Source organism: Ruminococcus flavefaciens ATCC 19208, from assembly GCF_000518765.1.
GTDB classification, from domain to species: Bacteria; Bacillota; Clostridia; order Oscillospirales; family Ruminococcaceae; genus Ruminococcus; species Ruminococcus flavefaciens.
On the sequence record NZ_JAEF01000006.1, the window covers coordinates 1 to 23,875 of the forward strand.

The 23,875-nt window shown below is 38.9% G+C and carries 16 protein-coding genes; 2 read left to right on the forward strand and 14 right to left on the reverse strand.

Annotation, left to right across the window (positions count from 1 at the left end; all coding sequences use genetic code 11):
* The 12 genes from L870_RS0100005 to L870_RS0100060 all read right to left on the reverse strand — a co-directional run.
* Window positions 1-1,511 (reverse strand): leucine-rich repeat domain-containing protein (locus tag L870_RS0100005; RefSeq protein WP_028516361.1); only part of this gene is annotated, 1,511 nt, incomplete at its 3' end.
* Window positions 1,512-1,921: 410 nt separating this feature from the next.
* Entirely contained in the window at window positions 1,922-4,465 is a 2,544-nt protein-coding gene (locus tag L870_RS0100010) for a LamG-like jellyroll fold domain-containing protein (protein ID WP_028516362.1), read from the reverse strand.
* A 195-nt stretch (window positions 4,466-4,660) separates the two neighbouring features.
* Window positions 4,661-6,202: a tyrosine-protein kinase domain-containing protein gene (locus L870_RS16115; RefSeq protein ID WP_051411261.1), complete on the reverse strand. Its 1,542-nt coding sequence runs from the start codon at window positions 6,200-6,202 to the stop codon at window positions 4,661-4,663.
* Window positions 6,203-6,244: 42 nt separating this feature from the next.
* A complete protein-coding gene (locus L870_RS0100020) occupies window positions 6,245-7,366 on the reverse strand; it encodes a DegT/DnrJ/EryC1/StrS family aminotransferase (protein ID WP_028516363.1) in 1,122 nt (373 codons plus the stop codon).
* 191 nt (window positions 7,367-7,557) lie between these two features.
* Window positions 7,558-8,775, reverse strand: a complete 1,218-nt coding sequence (locus L870_RS0100025; protein WP_028516364.1) for an ATP-grasp domain-containing protein — start codon at window positions 8,773-8,775, stop codon at window positions 7,558-7,560.
* Entirely contained in the window at window positions 8,772-10,223 is a 1,452-nt protein-coding gene (locus tag L870_RS0100030) for a lipopolysaccharide biosynthesis protein (protein ID WP_028516365.1), read from the reverse strand. Before L870_RS0100030 ends, L870_RS0100025 begins: the two co-directional genes overlap by 4 nt.
* Window positions 10,220-11,158, reverse strand: coding sequence for a glycosyltransferase (locus L870_RS16120; protein ID WP_051411263.1), 939 nt, complete (start codon window positions 11,156-11,158; stop codon window positions 10,220-10,222). Before L870_RS16120 ends, L870_RS0100030 begins: the two co-directional genes overlap by 4 nt.
* Complete coding sequence (locus L870_RS0100040) at window positions 11,151-11,996, reverse strand: hypothetical protein (RefSeq protein WP_155250117.1); 846 nt, start codon at window positions 11,994-11,996, stop codon at window positions 11,151-11,153. The genes L870_RS16120 and L870_RS0100040 overlap by 8 nt, the downstream gene beginning before the upstream one ends.
* 330 nt (window positions 11,997-12,326) lie before the next feature.
* On the reverse strand, window positions 12,327-13,451 hold the full coding sequence (locus tag L870_RS16125) for a glycosyltransferase family 4 protein (protein ID WP_037270683.1): 1,125 nt from the start codon (window positions 13,449-13,451) through the stop codon (window positions 12,327-12,329).
* 1 nt (window position 13,452) lies between these two features.
* Window positions 13,453-14,058 carry a GNAT family N-acetyltransferase gene (locus tag L870_RS0100050; protein WP_028516367.1) on the reverse strand — a complete coding sequence of 202 codons (606 nt, stop codon included), beginning with the start codon at window positions 14,056-14,058 and terminating at the stop codon, window positions 13,453-13,455.
* A gap of 14 nt (window positions 14,059-14,072) precedes the next feature.
* The gene (locus tag L870_RS0100055; protein ID WP_207637701.1) at window positions 14,073-14,735 is read right to left on the reverse strand and encodes a sugar transferase; all 663 of its coding nucleotides are present in this window, start codon (window positions 14,733-14,735) and stop codon (window positions 14,073-14,075) included.
* Window positions 14,736-14,767: 32 nt separating this feature from the next.
* Window positions 14,768-15,970: a DegT/DnrJ/EryC1/StrS family aminotransferase gene (locus L870_RS0100060; RefSeq protein ID WP_028516369.1), complete on the reverse strand. Its 1,203-nt coding sequence runs from the start codon at window positions 15,968-15,970 to the stop codon at window positions 14,768-14,770.
* A gap of 790 nt (window positions 15,971-16,760) precedes the next feature.
* Between L870_RS0100060 and L870_RS0100065 the strand changes: the two genes are divergently transcribed.
* Window positions 16,761-17,090 (forward strand): hypothetical protein, encoded by a 330-nt coding sequence (locus L870_RS0100065; protein ID WP_028516370.1) that lies wholly within the window; start codon window positions 16,761-16,763, stop codon window positions 17,088-17,090.
* A gap of 44 nt (window positions 17,091-17,134) precedes the next feature.
* Here the strand turns inward: L870_RS0100065 and L870_RS18140 are convergent, their stop codons facing one another.
* On the reverse strand, window positions 17,135-17,593 hold the full coding sequence (locus L870_RS18140; protein ID WP_051411265.1) for a VanZ family protein: 459 nt from the start codon (window positions 17,591-17,593) through the stop codon (window positions 17,135-17,137).
* Between the two features lie 185 nt (window positions 17,594-17,778).
* Between L870_RS18140 and L870_RS0100075 the strand changes: the two genes are divergently transcribed.
* Window positions 17,779-19,470, forward strand: coding sequence for a dockerin type I repeat-containing protein (locus tag L870_RS0100075; RefSeq protein WP_028516371.1), 1,692 nt, complete (start codon window positions 17,779-17,781; stop codon window positions 19,468-19,470).
* A gap of 129 nt (window positions 19,471-19,599) precedes the next feature.
* Here the strand turns inward: L870_RS0100075 and L870_RS0100080 are convergent, their stop codons facing one another.
* Window positions 19,600-23,316, reverse strand: a complete 3,717-nt coding sequence (locus L870_RS0100080; protein WP_028516372.1) for a lectin like domain-containing protein — start codon at window positions 23,314-23,316, stop codon at window positions 19,600-19,602.
* Window positions 23,317-23,875: the final 559 nt, after the last annotated feature.

The window sequence follows — 23,875 nt, forward strand, 5'->3', positions numbered from 1 at the left end:
ATCTTGGACTCATTTTTACTTGAAGTTTCTTCTGTTATAAACGATACAGCACTGCTGAAAGCATCGCTCACAATTTCTTTCTGACCTTCATATAGCTTAACTTCTTTAACAGAATTGCATCCGCTGAAAGCTGAACTTCCAACATTCTTCAGACCCTTACCGAATTTTACACTATTAACACTTATACAGCTTGAAAATGCACTATCGCCAATTGATTCAAGACTGTCAGGGAATTCAAGAGAACCTAATTTTACACAGCCTGCAAAGGCAATATTATCAATTGTTTTAAGATCGCTGCCAAAAATAAAGCTTTCAAGCTTTTGTAAGCTACAGAATGCACCGTAGCCAATACGCTCCAAGCCTTCTCCACCTTCAACAGTTTTTAAATTAATATAAGAATTGAACGACAAATCACCGATAAACTTTACATTCTTGCCGATCACTACTTTCTCAATTCCACTATAAACAGCCATAGGCGTTACTGCATGAGGTTTTGCAGAAGGAGTGTTTAACTCGCACTTTACAACAGGTAAACCGCCAACTTCATCAGGTATAGTAATTGTATTGCCATTCTGAACAGTAATGTAATAAACTGCAAGACCACCATCGCACTTTTCAAATGACATTCCATACTTTCTGAGGCATTCCAATTCATCAAGCTCTGAAAGTTCAAATTTATCATAATCGCCGTTCTCGTACTGCTCGGGTGTACAAAAGTTTACACTGTACTCATCAGCAAATGTATGAGCCTTTGACTCATCATCGCATACGATCATACACTTATCCCAATTGCTTTTTTTGCTGACGCTGTTTATCTCCAACTTGCATTCAGGATTCTTGATAATAACAGTTGCATTAGCATTGTACATAGGATCCGATGATGCAGGACTGATACCTACAGGACAGTCATAAAGCGTATTAACGCTCTCAGGAATAACAAGCTCTTTGATATTTGTTCTTGCAAATGCTGAATCACCGATATATCTGACTTTCTCACCAAGCTCAAAATCTGACAGCTTTACACAGCTTTCAAAAGCCATAAAACCAAAATATTCAATATTGCTGCCGCCACTAACTTTAGAAAGGGTTACGCAATCCTGAAATGCATAGCCTTCAATTCTTTTCAAGTTATCATTAAGAGTTACTTCAGTAAGTAATGGGCAATTCTGAAAAGCATTACTTTCTATGCTTTCAATATTTTCTCCCAATACAAGTGTTTCAATACCTGAATTGATAAAAGCCTTGCTGCTTATTTTGGTTACAGGACAGCCGTCTACTTCAGCCGGTATAACAGCATTCTGGTCAAATCCTGTTGTAAATCCTGTAACAGACGCTGTGTCACCTTTAATGGTATACTTGATACCATTACTTACAATTACATTGCTTTGCGATGCTGTTGAATCAGCAGCTTCTGCTATGACGATGTTTGTGTTGTTTGCTGTATTAAATGGATATGCTCCCCCAACGAGCACGAGAGCCATTACTGCAGCAATGATTCTTTTGATTTTCATACTTTTTACTCCTTTAAATATCATTAGCCGTTAAGGCTTATAGTGTATTATATATGTATTTTACTCTAAATGCAATATCTAACAGATGAAATTTACATTTTGGTAACATTTATATATACACTGCTTTGATAAAAAAAATACCTAAAATCGAGCTTTTCCATATGAATTAGTGCGTTCAAAATATACATCTGAATTTTATCAACTAAGTATTCAACTTTTTGTTGAAAGTATCAATAAGGCTGTTTTAGCAAAACTTTTAAATCTATTTTATTATATCACGCAAAAATATGGATTTCTATTCAGTTTTTGCTTTTAATTGGCTGTATCTTGCCTGAAATCAGAAAAGAAGCTCAAATGTTCTCTATTTTCTATAAAGAAAAACCACCCGTAAAACGAGTGGTTTCAATTAATCAGCTGATTATTAGTTTACGCATAATGCAGAGATCAAATACATCTATTACGTTATCCTTACAAAGATCTCCGTTTTCCCATTTTTTCAGTATGCCGCTTCCAAGTAGGAATTGCTGCATAGTCACAAGATCGGCAACAGAAAAAGTCCCGTCATCATTTACATCTCCTCTGGCATCATCGTTTCCGCTGATCTCATTCTCACTGAGCGCGCATTTATATATTTTTATATTGTCGATACTGCCCCTGAAACAGCTGTCATCTGAATAGTACGACTTTCCGATATAACAGCTCGTTCCTGAATCCATATCTGCTATCTGACCATGAGTTTCTGTGGTATGGAGAACTTCCTTACCGTCCAGATACAGTTTAGTATCTGCACCATTTACAACAAGCGTATAGTTATGCCATTCTGTACCGTTAAGATCGTAAATCAGCTCTGTTTCATCACGCCATGAATCAGTGGTCGCTGCAAAGCGGAATAGTTTCTTTGCCACTCTGAAAAATACATACTTCTCATCGTTTTTTCCTGCGGCAAAGGTAAAGAAATTCCCTTCGGATTCAGATTTTATGTCCATACTGACAGTATAATCACGCAAGCCGTCAAGCATACCTGTTGGAAATTCGCCGTATGTATCATCGCTGCCGTCCAAGTAAAGAATATTGCCTTTCTGAGCGTCCTGCTTTACCGCAGCGCCTCCGTTAAGCGAAAGATTTCCTGTTCCGTTCTCGAAATCAATATCCACATATGGCTTAGGCTTTTCAGCAGAGCCTATTGGATTTCCGAATACCTTGACCTCATACACCGTAGGAGTATACCAGTTATTGTTGGGATTATTCTGGAGTGTTGCATTCTGTACGTTAAGACGTACATACCGTGCCTTGCCCGACAGCATATCACTGTTGAAGCCGTATGTCTTGCTTACGACCTCGCTGTTTTTGTCGGTATGATCCAGAAGCTTTGTCCAGTTCACACCGTCAAGACTCCCCTCAACAGTGTAAGTGTAATATCCCTCAGAGCCCTTGCAGATATACCACGAAGTCTGTATATTAGACAGCTCACATACTCTTTCAAGATCGACCTGCAAATAAAATGGCCACTTCTTATAATCGCCGATAGCTGTAAACGAACTCTGATATGAGCCGTCAAAGGCTTTCGCAGGAGAATTTTCACTTTTTGCAGCAAGAGATGATGAAGCAGGTCTGTCCTGAGAGAGAAGCTCGCCCTGCTGTACAGGATAAAGGTCACCTGTTGACGTATTGTACTTAAAATACGGACAATAATCATAGAATGCAAATCCATTATCAAAATACAGCGGACACAGCGTAGTGCCGCTTGTAGATGAAGCTCTCAGCCAGCGGTATGCGTGCATGAGATAATTTTTGTCCTGCATATTCACTATCCAGCCAGACTGTGATGAAAAAGTTGAGGTATTGCCGATGCTGCGAAGCTCGCTCCACTTGCCTTTAAGGTCTTTTGTCACGCTGTAAGCTCCGCTGCTGGGATACCAGCCTGCTGCCTGAGAAGTAAACAGGAAATAGTATCCGTCCTTTTTAATAAGATTAGGGAATTCTCTGTACTGATCCTCAAAAAGGGTTGTAACGACTTCCGTAACATCGCTGTAATCATCATTCATACGGAATATATACATAGTCGCATTAGCGCCCTGCCCCTCTTTATTGGCGGCAGCTATAAGATATCCTGCTCCGTCATCATCAAAGAATATAGCCATATCCCGCACCTGTATTCCGAGAGGATTATATACATGGTGCACTGTGAACTGTCCGCCCGGAGTACCTGTGATGACCAGTGCTTTACCGTCACTGTAGCCGCTTGGTTTTTCCCAGTGTGCCCATACTACCACTTTATTCTTCTCAGGGATATAATCTATATGTACTGACTCGATCTTGCAGCTTTCAAGTGCAGAGTTCTGAGAGCTGCCTGCAACATTGCGCTCATTTCCGAAGTGTTTGCCGTCACTGGACGTTGTTTCAGCAAGATAGATATCGTCCTTGCCATTATGCTTTTTAAGCACGTAGCTATAGTAGGTATTCCCTACCTTATAGCCATTTGTATCATAGACGAGATTACTTCCCTTCTGGTTATCGTATGTACTAAGTCCTGACGGAAGAATACAAGGCGTAAGTGACTTAACAGATGAATACATCTCCTTGCCCTTTGATGTGACTTTCAGCTGATAATAATACGTCATTCCCATCACCATATCATCGTCCTCATATGAGGTTCCACTGCCCTCATAGACAGAGACAAAATCATTTTCGGGATCTGTTGAACGATACAGCGTAAAGCTGTCAGCTGACAACGTAGTCGCCCATTGAAGCTCGGCATGGTCTGCACTGTTCTCGTCAGAAATGCAGAACAGATTTCCAACAAGTCCTATTTCATCTGATACTGATTCAGAAACCTTAGCAGCATAAGCAGTTCCGCTTTTTCCGAAGCTGACTATGGTCATAAGCATAGCTGCACTGCATATTGCAGCAGCAGTACGTTTAAAGCATTGTTTTAGTTTGAACACATTTTTCATATTTTCACTCCTTTTTGATTTTTTGCCTGTCAAGCATATTATATCATGGAAAGCCTTTTATTTCAATAATGTATTATACTTTTCTTTTATAAAAAAACAGCGATATACCGCTTGCTCAAAAGCGTATATCACTGTTTTCGATAAATATTCCTTTGAAAAAATAAATACCTGTTATTAATCTTTACAGCTCAGTATTTATCTTCTTGCTCTGCTGGCGCTTGCACTTCTGTTTTTATTACTGCTGCTTGTTCTTTCTGATGAAACATTGTTCTGGCTTTTAAGCTGAGCATCTGTCATCTTATTCTGTGCCGAAACATTTCTTGATGGCACGATAAACTTATTATATTTCTTATTTTTTGTCTTATCATTAAGGACAAAGCCTAACATATTAGCTTCAAAGAACTCTATTCTGCTTATTGCTGCATCAATATCAGCAGCTGAAGTTTCATGATTTCTTACAACCATTATCATTCCCGAAACTTTTTTCGCTATCTCGACAGAGTCAGTGAAATAGTTAACAGCAGGCGTATCAATTATAATATAATTGTATTTATCATGGAGCTTTTCAAGCACCTTATCCATATTCTCTGACGCAACAAGCTCAGACGGATTAGATACCGCATCACCTGCTGTAAGGAGATCAAGCTTATCCATAAATGTCTTCTTTATATATTTATCAAGATCCGAAATATTCAAAAGGGCATTTGCAAGACCTCTTTTTTCGCTTGTACGGAAAATCTCATGCTGAACAGGGTTTCTGAGATCTGCATCTATAAGGAGCACCTTATTACCGCCCTGTGCGAGAGTAATCGCAATATTGGCAGCATTAATGGATTTTCCTTCAAATGGTTCTGCTGACGAAACAGAGATGACCTTATTTTCATAAGATGAAAGTGAATAAATAATACTTGTACGAATAGCTTTATAGTTTTCGACAACTGTAAACGGAACGGCTTTATCAAACAAGCTGACCAGTCCGCCTTTTTTCTTGCTCTTGAAGTGTCCGACTTCACCTATAACTGCCTTATCATATCTGCTGGCAAGAGTGTTAACATCTCTTACAGAATCATCAAAGAAGTCCATCAGGAATATAATGAGCAGAGCTAAAAGCACTGCTGAAACAACACCGAGAGCAGTATTCTTCATCATATTCGGCGATACAGGAACACCGTTATACTGTGCCCACGACATATACTGTGCTTTACAGCCGTTGCCGATAGCTTTTTTAAGGTAAAGATCGGAATATAAAGCAAAGTAATTACATATTGCTACAGAAACTTCAGGGTCCTTGGTCGTGACCTGCATATTGAGAACGAGTGTATCCGGAACACTTTCAATATCTATCGTATCACGAAGCTGGCTTGCTGGTATTGTATTATCGTCATTAACAGTGAAAACCTTGCTTATTATATCATATCCGAATCTTGTCATAAGGTTTGTTCCTATTTCCTGCATAACAAGATCGTCCTTGAGTACCTCTATATATGTATTGGTAAGCTGTTTCAGGTTATCTACATCATTTCTGTTCTCATTAGAGTTTCCGTTGGTAACAACAGGAGTGTCCGCCTGAACATACAGCTTGATATGTGATTCATACTTAGGTGATATAAGATACTTGGATATACAGAAAGCGATTATACCTCCGCATACGGCAAATAAGACTATCAGCCATAATTTTCTGAATATCAGCGAAAAAATCTCTTTAAAATTAATCAAATTTCTTTCATCATTCTTCATGATTTAAGCCTTTCTAATAATAGGGTTTTACTTTTATGGTATTCAGTCAGCTTTTCTGAGGCTGAGTATTATATCGCATATTCTGTCAACGATCTCTTCACTGAGATCAGCATACATAGGAAGTGTAAGCACACGCTTGCTTATATGTAAAGCAACAGGGGTTTCATTAACATCATACTTACCGTGGAAGCATTCAAAGGTATTTGATATAGGATAGAAGTACTTTCTTGCATTTATGCCGTTATCTGCAAGTGCTTTAAATACTTCGTTTCTTGTTGCACCGAACTGTTTTTCATCGAATACAACAGGGAAATAACCGTAATTAGGAGTTACGTCCTTCTGTGGCTTACAGAGGATTATACCGCTTATACCTTCAAGATGACTTCTGTAACGCTCTGCAACTTTTCTTCTCTTTTCGATCTCGTCATCAATATGTCTGAGATTGCATATACCCATAGCAGCCTGGAATTCGTTCATCTTGGCATTTCCGCCGATATACGCAACATCTTCTGGACCGTGAATACCAAAGTTCTTCATATCGTTCAGCTTCTGAACGAGACTGTCATCACTGAAGCATACTGCGCCGCCCTCTATGGTGTTGAATACCTTTGTTGCGTGGAAGCTGAGCATAGAAGCATCACCGAAATTCACAGCACTTATGCCCTTGTATGTTACGCCAAAGGCATGAGCTGCATCATATATGACCTTCAGATCATATTTATCAGCTATTTTCTGTATCTTCTCAACATCGCAGATATTTCCGTACACATGAACAGGCACGATCGCACAGGTATTATCTGTGATGAGCCTTTCGATCAAATCAGTATTTATGGTATAATCAGTATCATTGATATCGCAGAAAACAGGATTAAGTCCGTTTCTGACAATAGCATGAGTAGTTGAAGCAAAAGTAAAGGGAGATGTTATAACCTCACCGTGCTTTGGAAGATTCATTGCAGCAAGCACATTTTCAAGAGCAAGATGACCATTGGTGTAAAGTGTAACGTGAGGAACGTCAAATTTCTCCTCAAGCTCACTTTGCAGCTGCATATGTTTTTCGCCCATATTTGTGAGCCAGTGACTGTCCCACATACCTTTTATTTCGTTACAGTATTCTTCAAAATCGGGCATAGAAGATCTGGTAACTAAAATATTATCATTCATTTTCTTTTAACTCCCTGTTTTCTTCTTAAAGTCTACCTTTGCCGCGCTGTTCAATACTTCCGATTAAGCCAATCTATATTTATCAGACTTATAATACCATATAATACATCATTTTCGTCTGCTACAGAACATCTGACATTAAAGGTCTCAAATTTAATGTATCCGCCTGTTTTTATAAATAAAAAAACAGTTTAGTCCTCAAGTTCGATATTAACCCACTCTTCCGAATGAGACATTACTTCATCAAGTTCTTCACGGCTGTCAAATCTCATGAACAGATCACCCAATGTCATATTTGCACCCGTAAAAGGCTTTACAACATCGCCGGGCTTTGCGGTTATCATAGAGTATTTTACGTATTTCTTCTCTATTTCGGGATCGATGGTAAGCGACTTCAGGATCCCCTCACGATCACTTGTTGAATGTATATCTATCTGTACCCAATGACCGTCGCACTTATCTTCCACAATCTTTGTAAGCGGGAGTCCGACAGCCTTTCTGATCTCATTTTCAATAAGATCAGAATTCTCTCCGTATGCCATATTCTGTATTTCAGCTATTCTGCATCCGCCGCCGCGCGGAGAAACCTCCATTATGTATGCTTTTCCGTTTGAACCGATACAAGCTTCTATATTGTATATGCCTGTTTTCATATTCAGTAAATCCATAAGTCTCTGAAGATCATCATGGAGTGTCTTATTTTCGATGTCTGTCATAGAGCATGGCCATATCAGCATCGAAGGAGTATAAGGATTAACAGCATCCTTGTCGAAAAGCTGATCTGCCAAAGGTCCGAACACTATTTTTCCGTCGACTGTAAAGAAATCTCCGTCGCTGTGGAAGCCCTTGAAGGTAATGAAATCCTCAATAATAAAGCGACCGTTATGTCCTGCCTCCAGCGCTATCTCAATCGCCTCCGAAAGCTTTTCGGGATCGTCTACTCTTGTAACGCCCTTGCTTCCGGCGGAGTCAACAGGCTTTACGATAACAGGCCAGTCAAAAAAGTCGATATCGCTGAACGGAGCTTTTTTATCGGTATAGCTCTTCGAATGAGGACAATTGAATCCATTATCTGTGAGGAATTTACGGAAAAGTCCCTTATCCTGAAGTATCCTTACCGACTCATATGGTCCCTGAAATGGAAGTCCCATTTTTTCAGCTGTATAAGCAGCTGACACAACTCCCGGATCGCAGGCGAATGAGATTATACCATCTATTTCAAGCTTTTTTGCTGCTTCAAGTACAGCGTCCTTGTCAATAACGCTTACATTGCAGTATTCATCGGAATACTTGTGCGCTGCATTATCGGGAAGATAATCACAGGTAATAACATAGCAGCCAAGCTCCTGTGCTTTTTTTATAACAGGGATTATAAACGACGATCCGCCGAGTATCATAAGTTTTTTCATATTTTTTTATCCTTCCTTCGCTTTAACAGACTTTTTAAAGTATCAATCAGATATTCATAGCTGTCGATATGCATAAGCTTTGAGCAGATAATATATACTATTACGCCCAGTGGAACCTGAATAGCCAACATCAGTATATAATAGATATCTAAAAGGTTAACAAGATATATAATAGCTCCCATGATTGCTGATGCGATTATCTGAGGTATCATATCAGCAACCTGCTCCAGATAGCTGTAATTCAGCAGCTTTTTATTCGGCCATGCGTTGATTACCTGACTTATAACCGAAGATACGAGCATTCCGTAGACCATAGCCTTTACAGATATGAACATAGTTGCGATTATTGCAATAAAATCAACTATCTTCTTTATTATCTCAAGCTTAAGATATGTATCACTTCTGCCGATAGCCTTTATAGCGTTAAGATTTGCTGTATGTATCGGCATAAAGGCATATGAGATGCAAAGTATCCTGAGGTAAGGAATTACAGGCAGCCAGTCTTCTGTAAGAACGATCCTGACAAGAGGTGCTGCACATACCATGATGCCAGCCATGAAAGGCATCATCAAAAATGTGCCTATCTTTATGGAACGTCTTGTCATGCTCTTTACATTCTCACGGGAGTCCTGTACCTTCGCCATAGACGGCAGCAGTACACTGTCCAATGAAGAATTGAGTATACTCGTTATGAACTGTGGGAAATACTCACCATAGGTATAAAAAGCAAGACTTTCATCAGAATATTTTTTTCCGATTATAAGGTTTCTGAGCTTGAGGTAAATTACCTCCATGAGTGACGAAGCAAAGAGCTTCCAGCCGTAGGAATACAGATACTTCAGACGCTGAAAAGAAAAACATTTTTTCGGACGCCATTTTACGGTGAGCCAGAGTATCATGGTATCTACCGTTATGTTGACAAGGTTCTGTGCTACGATAGCCCATAATCCAAAGCCTGTATATGCCATTGTGATCCCCACAATAGCAGCAACGACAGTACCGATCAGTGTTGCAAAGAAAAAACGTTTGAACAACATGTTCCTGCTGACATAAGCCTGCTGAACATTTTTCATGCCCGAAACAATAAGTACAAGACTCATTACTCTTATTATCGGTGTCAGCTCGGGCTTTTCATAAAAGTCCGCTATGAAAGGTGCTCCAAAAAACATCAGCAGATACGCAACACCGCATATCAGACAATTGAAGTAGAAAACGCTCGAAAAATCAAGATCGTCCGCATCTTTCTTTTGTATGAGAGCATTTCCGAGTCCGCTTTCGATAAATATCTGTAATATCTCAATAAAGACAAGAATAAGGCCTATTGTACCCATGAGCTTTGGAGCAAGCATCTTTGCAAGGACGATCTGTACTATGAATTGTACCATCTTTGCGCCGAAACGCTCTCCAAGTCTCCAGAAAAGATTTTTTACTACTGTATCTCTGCTCATCTGCCATGCACCGCCTGAACTTTTTCATATATCCTTCTGACTGTTTTATGAGTCATTGTTCTGAATAGTGCGGCAATACATTTCGGTGATTTCACAAGAGAAGAATACTTTTTCTCAAAAACCATGATCTTTGCATTCTCACGGTTTATAGCTTTTTGGATAGAAGCAGAATTCTTATGCTTTGTATATTCATCTATTGATCTAAAGCCTTCGATAATGTTTTTATGCTGACCTATCTTTTTCTTGATATCGGAATCCATCATAGACGACCATGAACCAACAGCATTTAGCCGGTAGCTTGACATGACTTTTGGTATATAGTGGACATATCCGATGGAAGCAAAATAAAGTGCCATAGGATAATCACCGATACCGTCCATTGAAAAGGCAGGATTTTTTCTCCTCAAAGTATCATTTCTCCACAAAAATGAACTGAGATGAAAATATGCAGCAGGTTCGGAAAGAATAATATCATCAAAGTTATAATTCTTTTCCTTTCGGGAAGGATTGAATACCGTACCTGTAGAATTGCCGTTTTCAAATATTTTTTCAGTATTATGAACACACAAAGTACATTTAGGGTGCTTTTCCATGTAATCTACCTGTAACTGAAGCTTATTCGGATCAGTCCAGTAATCATCGCCCTCACATACGGCAACATATTTGCTGTCTATCAATGGTAAAATAAACTCATCTTCAATATCAATACCCTTCTGGTACTGATTTTCTTCCTGAAGTATAGTTTCAAAAATATCAGGATATTTTTCAACATATTCTCTGATTATATCTCTGGTACTGTCTGTTGAAACATCATCATGTACAAGTACCTTGAATTTAAACGAAGTTTTTTGCTTAATAAACCCCTCAAAAGTAGTTCTGATATATTTCTCATGGTTATAAGCGAGACAAAATACCGTCACTAAACAATCACGCACTTTTCTTCTCCTCAATTTCTAATTCATCATTATATTCGTTAACACTGTCACTCTGACAGCAGACATTTGCAAGCAGGATTATCATCCAGAACGAAGCCTGTCGATGATTTACAAGAGTAAATGCCTCAAGGAATATCGCACAATATATCGGAACGACCTCAAGCTTGATATGTCTTATATTCGAGTATATCCATGCAAGAAGCACACAGAACGGCAGAACTCCGTAATAATAGCATAAAGAGATCCATGTTGAATGCATTTCCTCACTGTGTCCGTATCTAGGGAACTGGAAGCCCTCTCCGTATCCGAACAGGAAGTATTCGGGATGCTCCTGAGCTACGTTGAGTGCTCGGTCATTTATAAAGCTCTGCAATACTGACTTATTGCTGTTCAGCTTGTCAGAAACACGGAAATGATCCCAGTCTATATGGATAACGTCTAAAAGGATAAGAGCGATAACTCCGCCTATTCCAAGTATGATAAGGAATAATACGGTGTATGTTATGCCGCCGTTATCCATTGATCTTTTCAGCATTATCATTCCATCAAGTGATACAAGTATCAGAAGTGCTATAAGCATACCGCTTGATGAAGTCTGGACAATAAGCAATCCTGCAACAAGAACAAACAGGTATTTCCATTTATCCTTCAGAAGGAAGAGTATTGACAATGTGGAAATTATAGCAAATCCCAGCTGGTTAGGATCGGTATATGTTCCCATATATCTGAAAGTGCCTTCCCAGTATTTTCCCTTGTGAAGCAGGAATATAGCAAGCTGTATCAAAAGATTGAGTTTACATACTATCCCAAGTGCATTCAGCCATTTTCTACTATACATAAAATGCCGGAAACACAGTATAACAATATAATTGAATATGTAGTAAAGACAGGATTTTATAAAATCAGTGGCTTGAAATATCAGAAAATATATAAAATTTATAGTTATAATACATATCAGAAATGCACCGAATATGTAATCATCATTTTTCAGACCGTTTTTTCTCTCATATATAAGAAAAGCAAATGACACCAGCAGGAAAAAATCTCCCGGCTGAAGTGTACCGCTGTCAAAAAGATAAAACGGCTTTAATAGAAAATATATCAGAAAGCAAACCGATGATATGCTGAATGATACATCTTTTTCCGCTCTGGTCATAACAACAATTCCTTATAATACATCTTTATAGATCTTTTCCCACTCAGCTATTACAATGCTGAGGTCATACTTCTTTACTGACTGCATATTTACTGCACCCATTTTTTTTCTGTCTGATGTCAGGCAATTCCTTATCCCTTCCGCAAATTCTGCTGAGGAATCAGGTGAACAAAGATGTCCGCCGCCTTTTTGTATAAGGTCGGTGTTGCCTCTTATTTTAGAGACAACGCATGGCAGTCCGCAAGCCATAGCTTCCATAAGGGAGCGAGACAGCCCCTCTCTGAAAGAAGGCATTACAAAGATGTCACAGGCTGATAAAAGCTCCTTGATATCGTTTCTGTATCCGAGAAAATGAATATTGTCAGTCAATCCGTGTTCGGAAGCATAACTTCTTATCGCAGCTTCCTCGGGACCTACGCCGCAAAGATAATAGTGCAGGTGCATATTTTTGATATCCGCCATAGCCTGTACTATCGTGATATTGTTCTTATTCCTGTTGAGCTCGCCAACCGAAATAACAGCGATATCATCTTGCGCAAGACCAAGCTCCTCACGCTTTTTTTCTCTGTACTCTCCTATACGATCATATACCGAAAGGTCAATACCAACTCCGTGAACATAGCGAAGCTTACCGCCTTTTTTCAGCTTGAAAGCCTTTGCAGCTTCAAAGTCCTCATGATTTATGGTAACAAGAACATCGGTACACTTTGCAAAATGCTTTTCTATGTTATAGAAAAGTGTTCGGTTTACAAATGGTGCTCCATTATAAAAATGGAAGCCGTGCGCCTGATAGATGACCTTGTTTACCCCTGTTTTCTTGGCAGCAATTCTTCCTGTAATACCGCCGATAGGTGTATTACAGTGTATCAGGTCGAATTTTTCCCGCTCCATTATGGCTTTGATCTGACGATAAGCCTTATAGTTCCGAGGATCATATGGAGCACGAATAAAATCGACCTGATAGATCTTTATACCGTATTTTTTTTCATCAGCTTTTCTTGCTGCATCATCGGGATAATTCCAGTTTCCAGCAATTGAAAACTCGATGCCCAGCTTCTGTGCAGCAACCATTGCGGAATATGAAAAATTATTCACTTTTTCCGCAAGATTAAGTATATAAAGCATTTTCACTGACATATCATCCTCCGAATCTGTACTCGTTCATTTTTCTTCCCTCAGAGGAGAAATAACTTCTTGCCAGCTTGAAACCGTTCTTTACATAAAATCTGTTTACATCATCATTGTTTACTGCGTCTGTTTCAAGGTTGATATATGCGTATTTATTAAAATCCACCATACCCTTAAGGTGATCTATAAGCTTTGAACCTATACCCTGCTTACCCATTTTCGGGTCAACGCAAATAGATGCAAGCTCAACATATTTTTCACTTTTGACGACCGAATCGCTTTTTTTGAAAGCGCCCAGAAGTCTTTTAATGAACGAAGGATGCTTTATAGCAGCTCCCATCGAACAGAACGCAAATCTGAACAGATGATTTTTTATAAGTCCCTTGTAGAAATTCGGGTAATCATAGGAATAAGCAATAAATCCTGCAAGTCTGCCGTTATCCTCGGCAACTATTATACCCGATCTTTCATCATTCAGGTATCCTTTATACAAAGCATCAAGAAATCCCACACCAAGCTGTGTGAGGAAAAAATCAGGAAAAGCACGAGTATGAAGCCTTGACAGTTTCCTGATTTTTCCCTGTTCCGACGCCGACATTTTTCTGATGGTGACCATGTCTGACAAACTCCTCAATCGTATTCTTTTCCTAAAACAGCCATGACTGTTCTGAGCATAGTCAGCAACTCACGGAAAAATGAAAAACGTTCAATAGAATTAAGATTCCAGATCATTTTCCCTGGAAGGACCTGCTCTATATAGGTTTTATCAACATCTTCGGAAACACTTAAAAGCTTGTATTCGTCCTTATATCTGATAGAAGCTTCACTTGTTATTCCCGCAGGCATAAGCAGCGTAGCAAAAAATTCGGGACGATACATTTTTACATACTTAGATGCTTCCGGACGTGTACCGACAAAACTCATAGTTCCCTGAAGGACATCTATAAGCTGAGGAAGCTCATCAAGACGCAATCCGCGCAGCAAAGATCCGACACGGGTGATCCTGTTGTCATTACTTACTGTAACAGCAGTACCCACCTTTTCGGCATTTGCGATCATTGTGCGGAATTTATGTATACGGAAGCGCTTTCCGTATGTAGTTATTCTCTCCTGACGATACAGTACAGGTCCCTTTGAATCAAGCTTTATCATCACGGCGATCACGACCATAGGAACTGCGGCGATAAGCAGCAGAAAAAGTGCCGTGATGATATCGAATGCTCTTTTAACAGCAAGATGTCTGCGCTTTTTCCATAAAATCTCCCAATACGGTCTTACCTCTTCCGTTCTCATAAAAGAAGGGAGATCTTCCCAGCGGCGCAGTATCAAAGGTAATCCTTTACTATGTTTACATAATTACTGATAACATAGTTTTCCATTTCACCGGTAAGACAAGTGTGAAGCGGAAGAGTTATCTCATTCTGGAAGTGATTATACGCATTTGGATAATCATTTATATCAAATCCAAGATTTTTATATGCTGTATGCATTGGAAGAGGCTTATAGTGAACATTGGTTGCTATACCCTCTTCAGCCATACGCTGAATGATCTCGTTTCTTTCCTCTAAAGTGATATTAGGTACTCTTGTTATGTAGAGGTGACCGGAAGATGTGTACTCATTAGTATAGTGCTGAAGAGTCTCGATACCGATCTCATTGAGAGCCTCATCATAGTAATTGATTATCTGATGCCTCAATTCAAGCATACGAGGATATCTTTCGAGCTGCTTGAGTCCGATAGCTGCAACAACATCCGTCATATTACACTTGTACCATGTTCCGACAACATCATATTCCCATGCACCGAGCTGAGTCTTAGCCAATGCATCTTTGCTCTGACCGTGAAGACTGAAAAGCTGGAGCTGATGATATATCTCCTCATCAGATATACCGTCGATAGGGCGCCATGTAAGTGCACCGCCCTCAGCAGTAGTCAGATTTTTAACTGCATGGAAACTGAAGCTTGAAAAATCGGCTATATTTCCGACGTACATATTACGCCATTTAGCACCGAAAGCGTGAGCTGTATCGGCACTTATGACAACACGTCCGATAGCTTCCTGTATCTTATTCTTTGGCTTGAACAAAGACTTTTTGCTTTCAACGATCTGGAAAAGTCTTGCGTAGTTACAAGGTACACCGCCAAGATCAACAGGAATGATCACCTTAGTTTTGTCGGTTATTGCTTTCTCGACCTCATCATAATTGATCTCAAAGCTATTAGGCATTGTATCGACCAGAACAAGCTTTGCGCCCACATGACATACAACAGCAGCAGTTGCAGTGTATGTGTAAGCAGTTGTGATGACCTCATCACCTTCGCCTACTCCGAGCAGTCTTAATGCCATTTCAGCACAGGCAGTCTGGGAATTAAGGCAGCAAGCCTTGTTTACCCCGAGCATATCTGCAATGTTAGCTTCAAAACGCTTTGTCATCGGTCCCGTTGTTATCCAACCTGATTTCAGTGCTTCACAAACCTCATGAATCTCAAGAAATGAAATATCAGGTGGAGAAAATGAAATTTTCATGTTTTTTCCTCCCAAAAAATATTTGAACCTTTCATATTTAGTTGATTTTTTTGCCAAAGCGCATTTTTATAACATATAGTACATTAAAAGTGATTGGTTACTGTTCGTAATTTTTCGTGTTATTATATCATAATTATATGACTATGTCAATAGCAAAAAACACTATTTGTAATATTATCCAATTCTTACACTCAAGGTAAAGTTTCCAGTATTCAAATTGTTAAAAACATCATGTGGTCAGATGACCAAATATTGCTATTACATCGTTTAAGTGCCAAGAATTGTTACGTCATATTTCGACAGGATATTTTTATCTCCTTCTGAAATTATCCATCATGTAATTTTGTCATTTCTATGTCCGCCATATTATTACTTTAAATATTTTTCCAAAAGATATATATTTTTTATATATATAATTATATGCATTTTTGTTTTTCTTTCAGCACTGTTGTCTGACAAATATTTTTTGATCCGCACAAAACTCAAAAAATACAAAAAATTATGCTCGCTCAAAAATTTACAGTCTGTAAATTTATTTGTTTCGTCTCATTATTCAATTTCGACAATCAGCGTATACTTTTCTTGTGAAATCAACTGTTTTTTATTAAAATACAATAGTTTTTATTGATTTTTCTGAACCGCCGTGGTATAATATCAATATAAATTTTAAGCATTACTCAATGCATTGATTATTCCAAACTGTAATTTCTTATCGTTTTTTTACACCTTATTCTATTATATTTTTTTAATGCAAACAGAGGTTATCAATTTTATTTCTGAGGTGATATTTATGAATGATAACAGTAAAGTAAAATTCTTCATTTCTCAACTACGCAAATTTCTTCCGGAAAAGACCATCTACTTGTCTCTTTCCTCTCTTCCCGAGGATATTTTTGATAATCAGGATTATATAACAATCCCGTGTTTGAAAAGCGATGATGAGATACAGGAATTTATAAAGGATAACGGCTTTGAGGATCCGCAGAATATAATCAATTTCTTCATGGAGCAGTATTTTGCAAGAATTGATGAGATGCTGAAGGATATCTTTGAAGAAATGGAAAAACCTGACGAAAGCATGGTTTACAATGTAAACTATAACCGCGTCAATGCAGGATAAAAATTACAGCTTCCTTTTATGAGTATTTGTAAAAGGGAGCTGTTTTATTGTTTCTGATGCCCATTATCATCTGAGTATATCCATTTTGCAGCAGAACAGCCAATAAATGCACCTATTAATGCTCCGAGCGTATTATGGAACAAATCGTCTATTTCAAAATAGCCGCGCGTAGTAATAAGCTGAGTTACCTCAATCAGTAAAGAAACAATAAAGCCAATCAAAGCGATTTTCTTCGGAGTATCTGCCTTTCTGAAACAAAGAGGCAATAGGATACCTAAAGGCAAAAGCATCAATATATTTCCTATGATATCAAAAAGAAGCTTCCCATTGCCGTTTATAAGCTCCGTTATTTCCCAGAACGGCGGTTTGACGTTATGAGAATAAGTCGGCTTTCTAAGCACCAGAGTTATCATCAATACCATATACACATAGGGTATTGACAGAAGCCTTAATAAAATCAACAGTATTTTCTTAATACTTATTCCCCCCGAAAAAAGGATCATCACGTTTATATATTTATGTCCTAAAATGTATTATACACCGTATTTTTCTCATTGTCAACACTTATAACATAATTAGCTGTAAACTGACAAAAATCAGCAATAATCTACTTGTATTTCAGCTCTCTTTCTTATAATATTAGTATATTAGCAACTGCTATAAAATATATTGCAAAGGAGCGTTCAATATGAAAAATCGAATTACAAAACTGATAGCTGCACTTACTGTTGGCGTCAGTCTTTTAGGAACATTCCCATACACTTTAAGCGACAAAATCCGCCTTACAGCAGCGGCTGCCAATTATTCAGAGATCGACGGATATATATATGACACATGGAAACAAGATGATTACGGCAGCTTCGAATTTGAAAATACTGAAAATAACGGCTTTCATTCAACAATGCATGAAACTACTGATGCACTTTGCCTTAAAGGAAGAAAATTTGAAGATAAACCAGCTGCCTCAGATATTCCCGATTATTATGTAAACTATGACGCTGATGCATATTTTGACGGCAACTGCATTTTATCCGTTTTCGGTGAAGATACTGAGAATAAAATTCGATTCCACATAATTGATGCATGGAGCGGATATAAACCGTCGGGTAATAAACAGCCTGCTGCAACAGCAGAAATAGGCGGCTGTACCTATGAATTATACGACGTATTCCACGCAGATTATGACATTGGCGGCAGCATCATCGAATCCACAGCATATCATGATATAATAAGCCTGCGCAAAGACGATCAGATATCAGACAGAAAAGGCACACATCTTAATAGTACAGTAAACATAAAGGATCACATCAAAGCATGGGAGGAAGCAGGCTTTAACATTGGTAACATTGATTACGTATCTCTTTGTATTGATTCCTATCGAAGTAACAGTGAACTGTATGTAAATTATCTTGATATCGGTGAGGAGATCAAACTTCCTGAGCCTTCTCAGATAGAACGAAGCATATATAACCTATCCGATAAAGCCGAATTCTCGTATGATAACTTCAGCAAGGATTCCGGCAACCTTAAAGACTCGGTCATCAGCAGTGTTACATTTACACCAAACTCGGCAGCTGTAAGCTCATGTGATGAATTAAAAAAATTTCTATCCGATTTTCTTACTGAAAATGCTGTGAATAAATTCACAGAAAAATACAGTGACAGCTTCTTTGAAAATAACGTTCTTCTGCTGAACACATATGTCGACCCATATAAGGGAAGAATTACTGAGTTTTTACTGAATAAGATATATTATAAAGACGATAAGCTGTATATATTATTCACTTCCGTTATCGGTCCACATATAAAGAATACATACGGACTGGACATAATTCAGATAGCGCTTCCTAAAACAGAGTTCAGGAATACAGGTGAAGAATGGAAAAACGAGGAAGAGCTTTGTCCTGAAACAGTACGTGTGAGCATAGTCGATGAAGACACAGGAAAGCTTATTGATTTATCCAATGTAGCCTATTCCGATCTCGTCCAACAAGAAAGAAAAACAATAAGCACCAAAAGCGAAGGAAATAATCCTTATTACGTTTGTGATGACTACTCCATTATAGATGAGTATATTCGCTGGCCGGGACTATGGATCAATGACGAATATCTCCCCGAAAGATATATGACAGACTTCAAAATCAATCATACTTCCATAAACAATTCAGCCGACATTACAATCAAAGTCAAAAACATTGCCGAGGGAGATGTAAACGGAGACAATTCATTTAATATTGCAGATATTGTTGCTTTTCAGAAATGGCTGATAAATCCTTCAGACGAACCCCTTGAATACTGGAAAGCAGCAGATTTGTATAAAGACAACATACTTGATGTATTCGATCTTTGTATTATGAAAAGAAAACTTATAAACAAATAAGATGTGTTCACCGCTGAACAAAATGAATATAAAAAGTGCCGTTTTAACTGACGGCACTTTTCATTTAGTATTCTGTAATTTGATTTGTTCAGGAAAACAAAGTCACTGATTTTAAATAATTATATTAGCTCAGAAAAATTTACAAAATAAATCAAGCCAGAATTTCAGTTTATTGACGAGCAGTGTCAATATCAGATCACAAACAGAGTCGGTCTTTTTATTGTTCTCAACCAAACAAACGTAATCGCCGCTTTCGGTGCAGCCTGTTCCGTCAAAAGGATCAATAGTATATAGTTCTATAAAATCATGTAAATCTTCATCTCTTATACCGATCCTTACGTATCCGTTATCGGTGAGTGCTGATAAGGCTATGTAGTTGCCCTCGCCGTTTTTAGCAATGAAATCATTTAAAACCATTTCTTCGAGCTGACTGAATGTATAAAACTTTACTTCGTTCTTTTCGATTGGTTTTACGTAGGTGATCCTTAATTCATGCCACATACCTTCCTGATCTGTCCACGACAAGAGGGTATCGTTTTCTATTTCCTGAAGGCTGAAATATATTTTATTTTCACCTATATAAGCAATACCGTGATCTTCAGAAAATCTGTACTTGAATTCTGTCTGTGCACCCTCTCTTGACTCAAAATAAGTTACTGTTCCGTCGTTGCCGCTGCACCAGAAATAGCCGTCATTGCCCCAGCCGCTGAAGTCATCGCATCTCCAGAGACCTCTCTTAAAATAAGTCTGCTGAGTTTCGGAAGGATGATACAGATCTATTATTTCACCGTTTTCATTAGTGCATTCACCTGTCAGACGATCAATATGATAAAATGGAATTACTGACATCTGATCGAGGTAATAAGGCTTGTCGACATAATATACGGTCACATATCTGTCATCTTCTGTTCTAAGGTCGATATATGGATTTTCCTTACAGAAGGAAGCTTCATAATAATTGGAAATAAGCTCTGATATTTCGTTATTGCTGAGGTAATGGAAATTCTCGGGAGTTGCATCTGAAATGTATTTCATTTCAACGGTTGCCCCGTAAATATACTTCAGAGAAGCTTTGTCTTCCCAGACTGTAGCGGCTGCCCTTTCGATCTCACCGTAACCGTGATCAATTTTTAACTGACCGTTTTCAAGGCTGAATCCTACATTTGAAACTCTTCCGTCATATGGAGTGAAAATAGTGCAGTCTTTTCCGTTTGCGTCAAAATATATGTAATATAAGAAGGTTTCGCCTGCGTTTACGCTCCATATACCCTGCTTGAAAGCGGTGACGCCTGTGTCCAGCGGAACGTTTTCAAGGTCAATGATATAATCGTTCTGGTCTGTGCAGATCAGACTGTCGCCGCTGGAGTAAAAAGTTCTTTCCTGACCTGATGCGAGCTTTACGGTAATGGCAATAGTATTATTGCCATTAAAATCAGCTTTGACGGATACAGGTTCTTCGCCTGTCAATTCGGTCATATACTTCTTTGCATATTCGCAAAGCTGTGGGTTGGTATAAAAAGGAGCTCTTTCTTCATCGTTATACCATAAGTCGATGAAGTCTGTATCTCCGTTATCCCACTGTACCTGTGCAGTATGATAATTTGATGAGATCGCTCCCTTGCGGACTGAGTCCTTGCTTGTTATTGTGAGCTTATTATCTGCAATGGTGTATGTGAATTCGGTTTTAACGCCTGTAACTCTGTCGATATGATAGCCTGTCTTGCCGTCCTCACTGAAATAGTACCATGATTTTGCATTTCTTGGTACCCATATACCGTTTGTGAATGATTCAGCACATTCTTTCTTGAATCTGAATGTGTACTCTGTTGGCTGAAGTCCTTCCTTTTCAGCTGTCAGTTTGACAGTGAACGGGTCCATACCGCACTGATAGGTGCGTTCTTCATAGGAGCTTGTAACAGTTTCGCCGTCGTTAAGAACGCCGTTCAGAATAGGCAGCAGTGTGACCTGATCGGCTTCGACAGGTAAGATTATATCTGTATTTTCTTCAGCATCAACATAGAACTTTTTATATCCTGCTGTCACAAGCATATTGGCGATCTCTGCGTGTTTTTCTGAATAGTGCTTTGAAAAGACTTTATCCTCGTCACCTTCTGCATATGCTGAAATGGTCATATCCTTTGTGAAGGTAACAGGTACGGTGTAGAGTTGGTATTCGCCGTTGTCTACAGAGTAATAGATATCCTTTCCGTCTGCACAGCTGAGAGATATCTCGGTTCCGGGAGCAAGAGCGTCGCTGTATGATGAGAAATGTACAGCTCCCTCATAGCAGGTCATAGCTCTGAGGCAAAGATTGCCTGTAATGAATAGATTGTCATAATCATAGCTTTCGTAAAGATCTGTCCAGTTCTGTCCGTCAGAACTGAAGAAGCTCTGATTTTCAGCAAATGTTTTCATGATCTTTGCTTCACTGATAAGCGCCTGAGAAGCGGTAAGGTTATTGGTATGATCGGTGTAGCCAACAGGTTCTCCGTGATTGTTGAAGGCATATTCGCAGGCTATATGGTAGCCCTGTTCGCCGTTGATCTTTGCAACTACAGCAAAAGTTTCGCCTTCGCTGATATGAACGGGTTCTGTAAGAGTTACAGTCTGATAGCCCATATGCTCCATTGTACCGACAGTTGTACTGTGAGCCTCGCCTGATGTGGGAACATCGGCATCTGCAACATCGGTATAAACAGTGATCTCGTATTCATCATTGGGAACACAGCAGTTGAGCATGATGTCGGTGATAAATCCGTTTTCTTCCGCTGTATACTCATTTGAGATATATGTACAGGTATCGCCCTCCTCGGATATGCCGAACTGACCGCTTACACCGCAGTCATCGTATGAATACAGATGATCGTGCATTTCTATGGGAGCTTCATCAAAATACTGCATTTCTCTGATAGAATAGTCATAATATGATACCCAGTAATATCCGTTATTACCTTTTTCTGCGCCCCAGCTGTTTTTTATGAGCCATGCGCCGTTCTTGCCGGGAGATGTGTTGAAGTTATCCGCCGAATAATCGTCATCATATCCTACTATCGCAACGGCGTGATTAATAGATAAGGAAGAAGAAGGCGGATTATACATTGCGTTTGTGAAGTAATTATAAGAATCGTCCTCGTCAAAACGCATTGTAAGATAAATAGCGTGTCCATTGCATATAGCCTTTTTTACTTCTTTGATATTTGAAAAGAAAAGGTCATTCTCGGGTATTCTCTCATAAGTAGTATAGTCAAAGAAGTCAAAGCAGTGTGCGCCTGTAACATGAAGCTCGGATTGCTTCTGCAATTCCTTCCTTGAAAGATCAGATGTATATTCCACATCGTAAGGTGCAACGGATTCGGAAACTGCACCTATCCAGTTGGTAAGCAGCCCCAGTGCGTCGCCTGCATTTGCTCCCGAACCGAATTCGATCGTACCGTCGCCGTACTCCTCGGATACTATATATGTACCGAGATAACGTTCCGAAAGATCAATATGCGGGTCTTCAGCCATTCTGTCAGTTTCGAGGCTGCCGAGCACAGCGTGTGCCCAGCAGGTCCCGTATTCACCCTGATTTTTTATAGATGACACCAGACCATTGGTGCGCAGATCAAATTTTGACGGAAGCTCATAATCGTCATTTTCCTCCGCTGCAGCGGTATCAGCCTGTGATGCAGCAGGTGCGGGATACAGATGCTGCACCTCTGTATCTTCGTTGACTTCATCTATTATTTCAACTGTGTCGGCTGTTTCTGTCTCAATATTCTCTTCAGCGGCAAAAGCAGCGCATGGTGTGCATGGCAGCGCCATTACAAGACCGGACAAAAGCGCAATAGTTTTCTTCATTTTCATATTTGATATTCTCCTTCTGATAATTCTGAAATAATTGTTATGTATAAGATCGATCGTACATAAATAATAATCGTATTAAGATCAGAAAATGTAACACATTTTCTGAAAAAATTTTTCTCTCACAGTATCAAAAGTTCAAATGTATATAGTTCTAATGTACAAAAATGGCCTATTATAGTCTGTAAAACTTCATTTTTTAAATGATCGAGTCCTTAGAAATTTGCAAATTTATGATTTTTACTGTATTATTCCTGATTGCTTGACACAATGTATATATTATTATATAAAAGATAAAGGAATACCCTTATTGATAAAAATAAAGTGCGGATAAGTGGTGCAAGCAGAGCGAGGCATTCGATATCCGTCCGCTGAAAAAAGAAATAATTAAGCAGCGTATAAGAGTGTACATCACGCCTCCACGCATAAGATAGAGTATAACGATGCGATGCCGACTTACACCATAACTAAGTCTACAGATAATTTCAAGATATTGCACCTGACTGATATACACAATTATATCCACAACGATCAAGTGGACTGGTTCGCAGGAATGAGATAT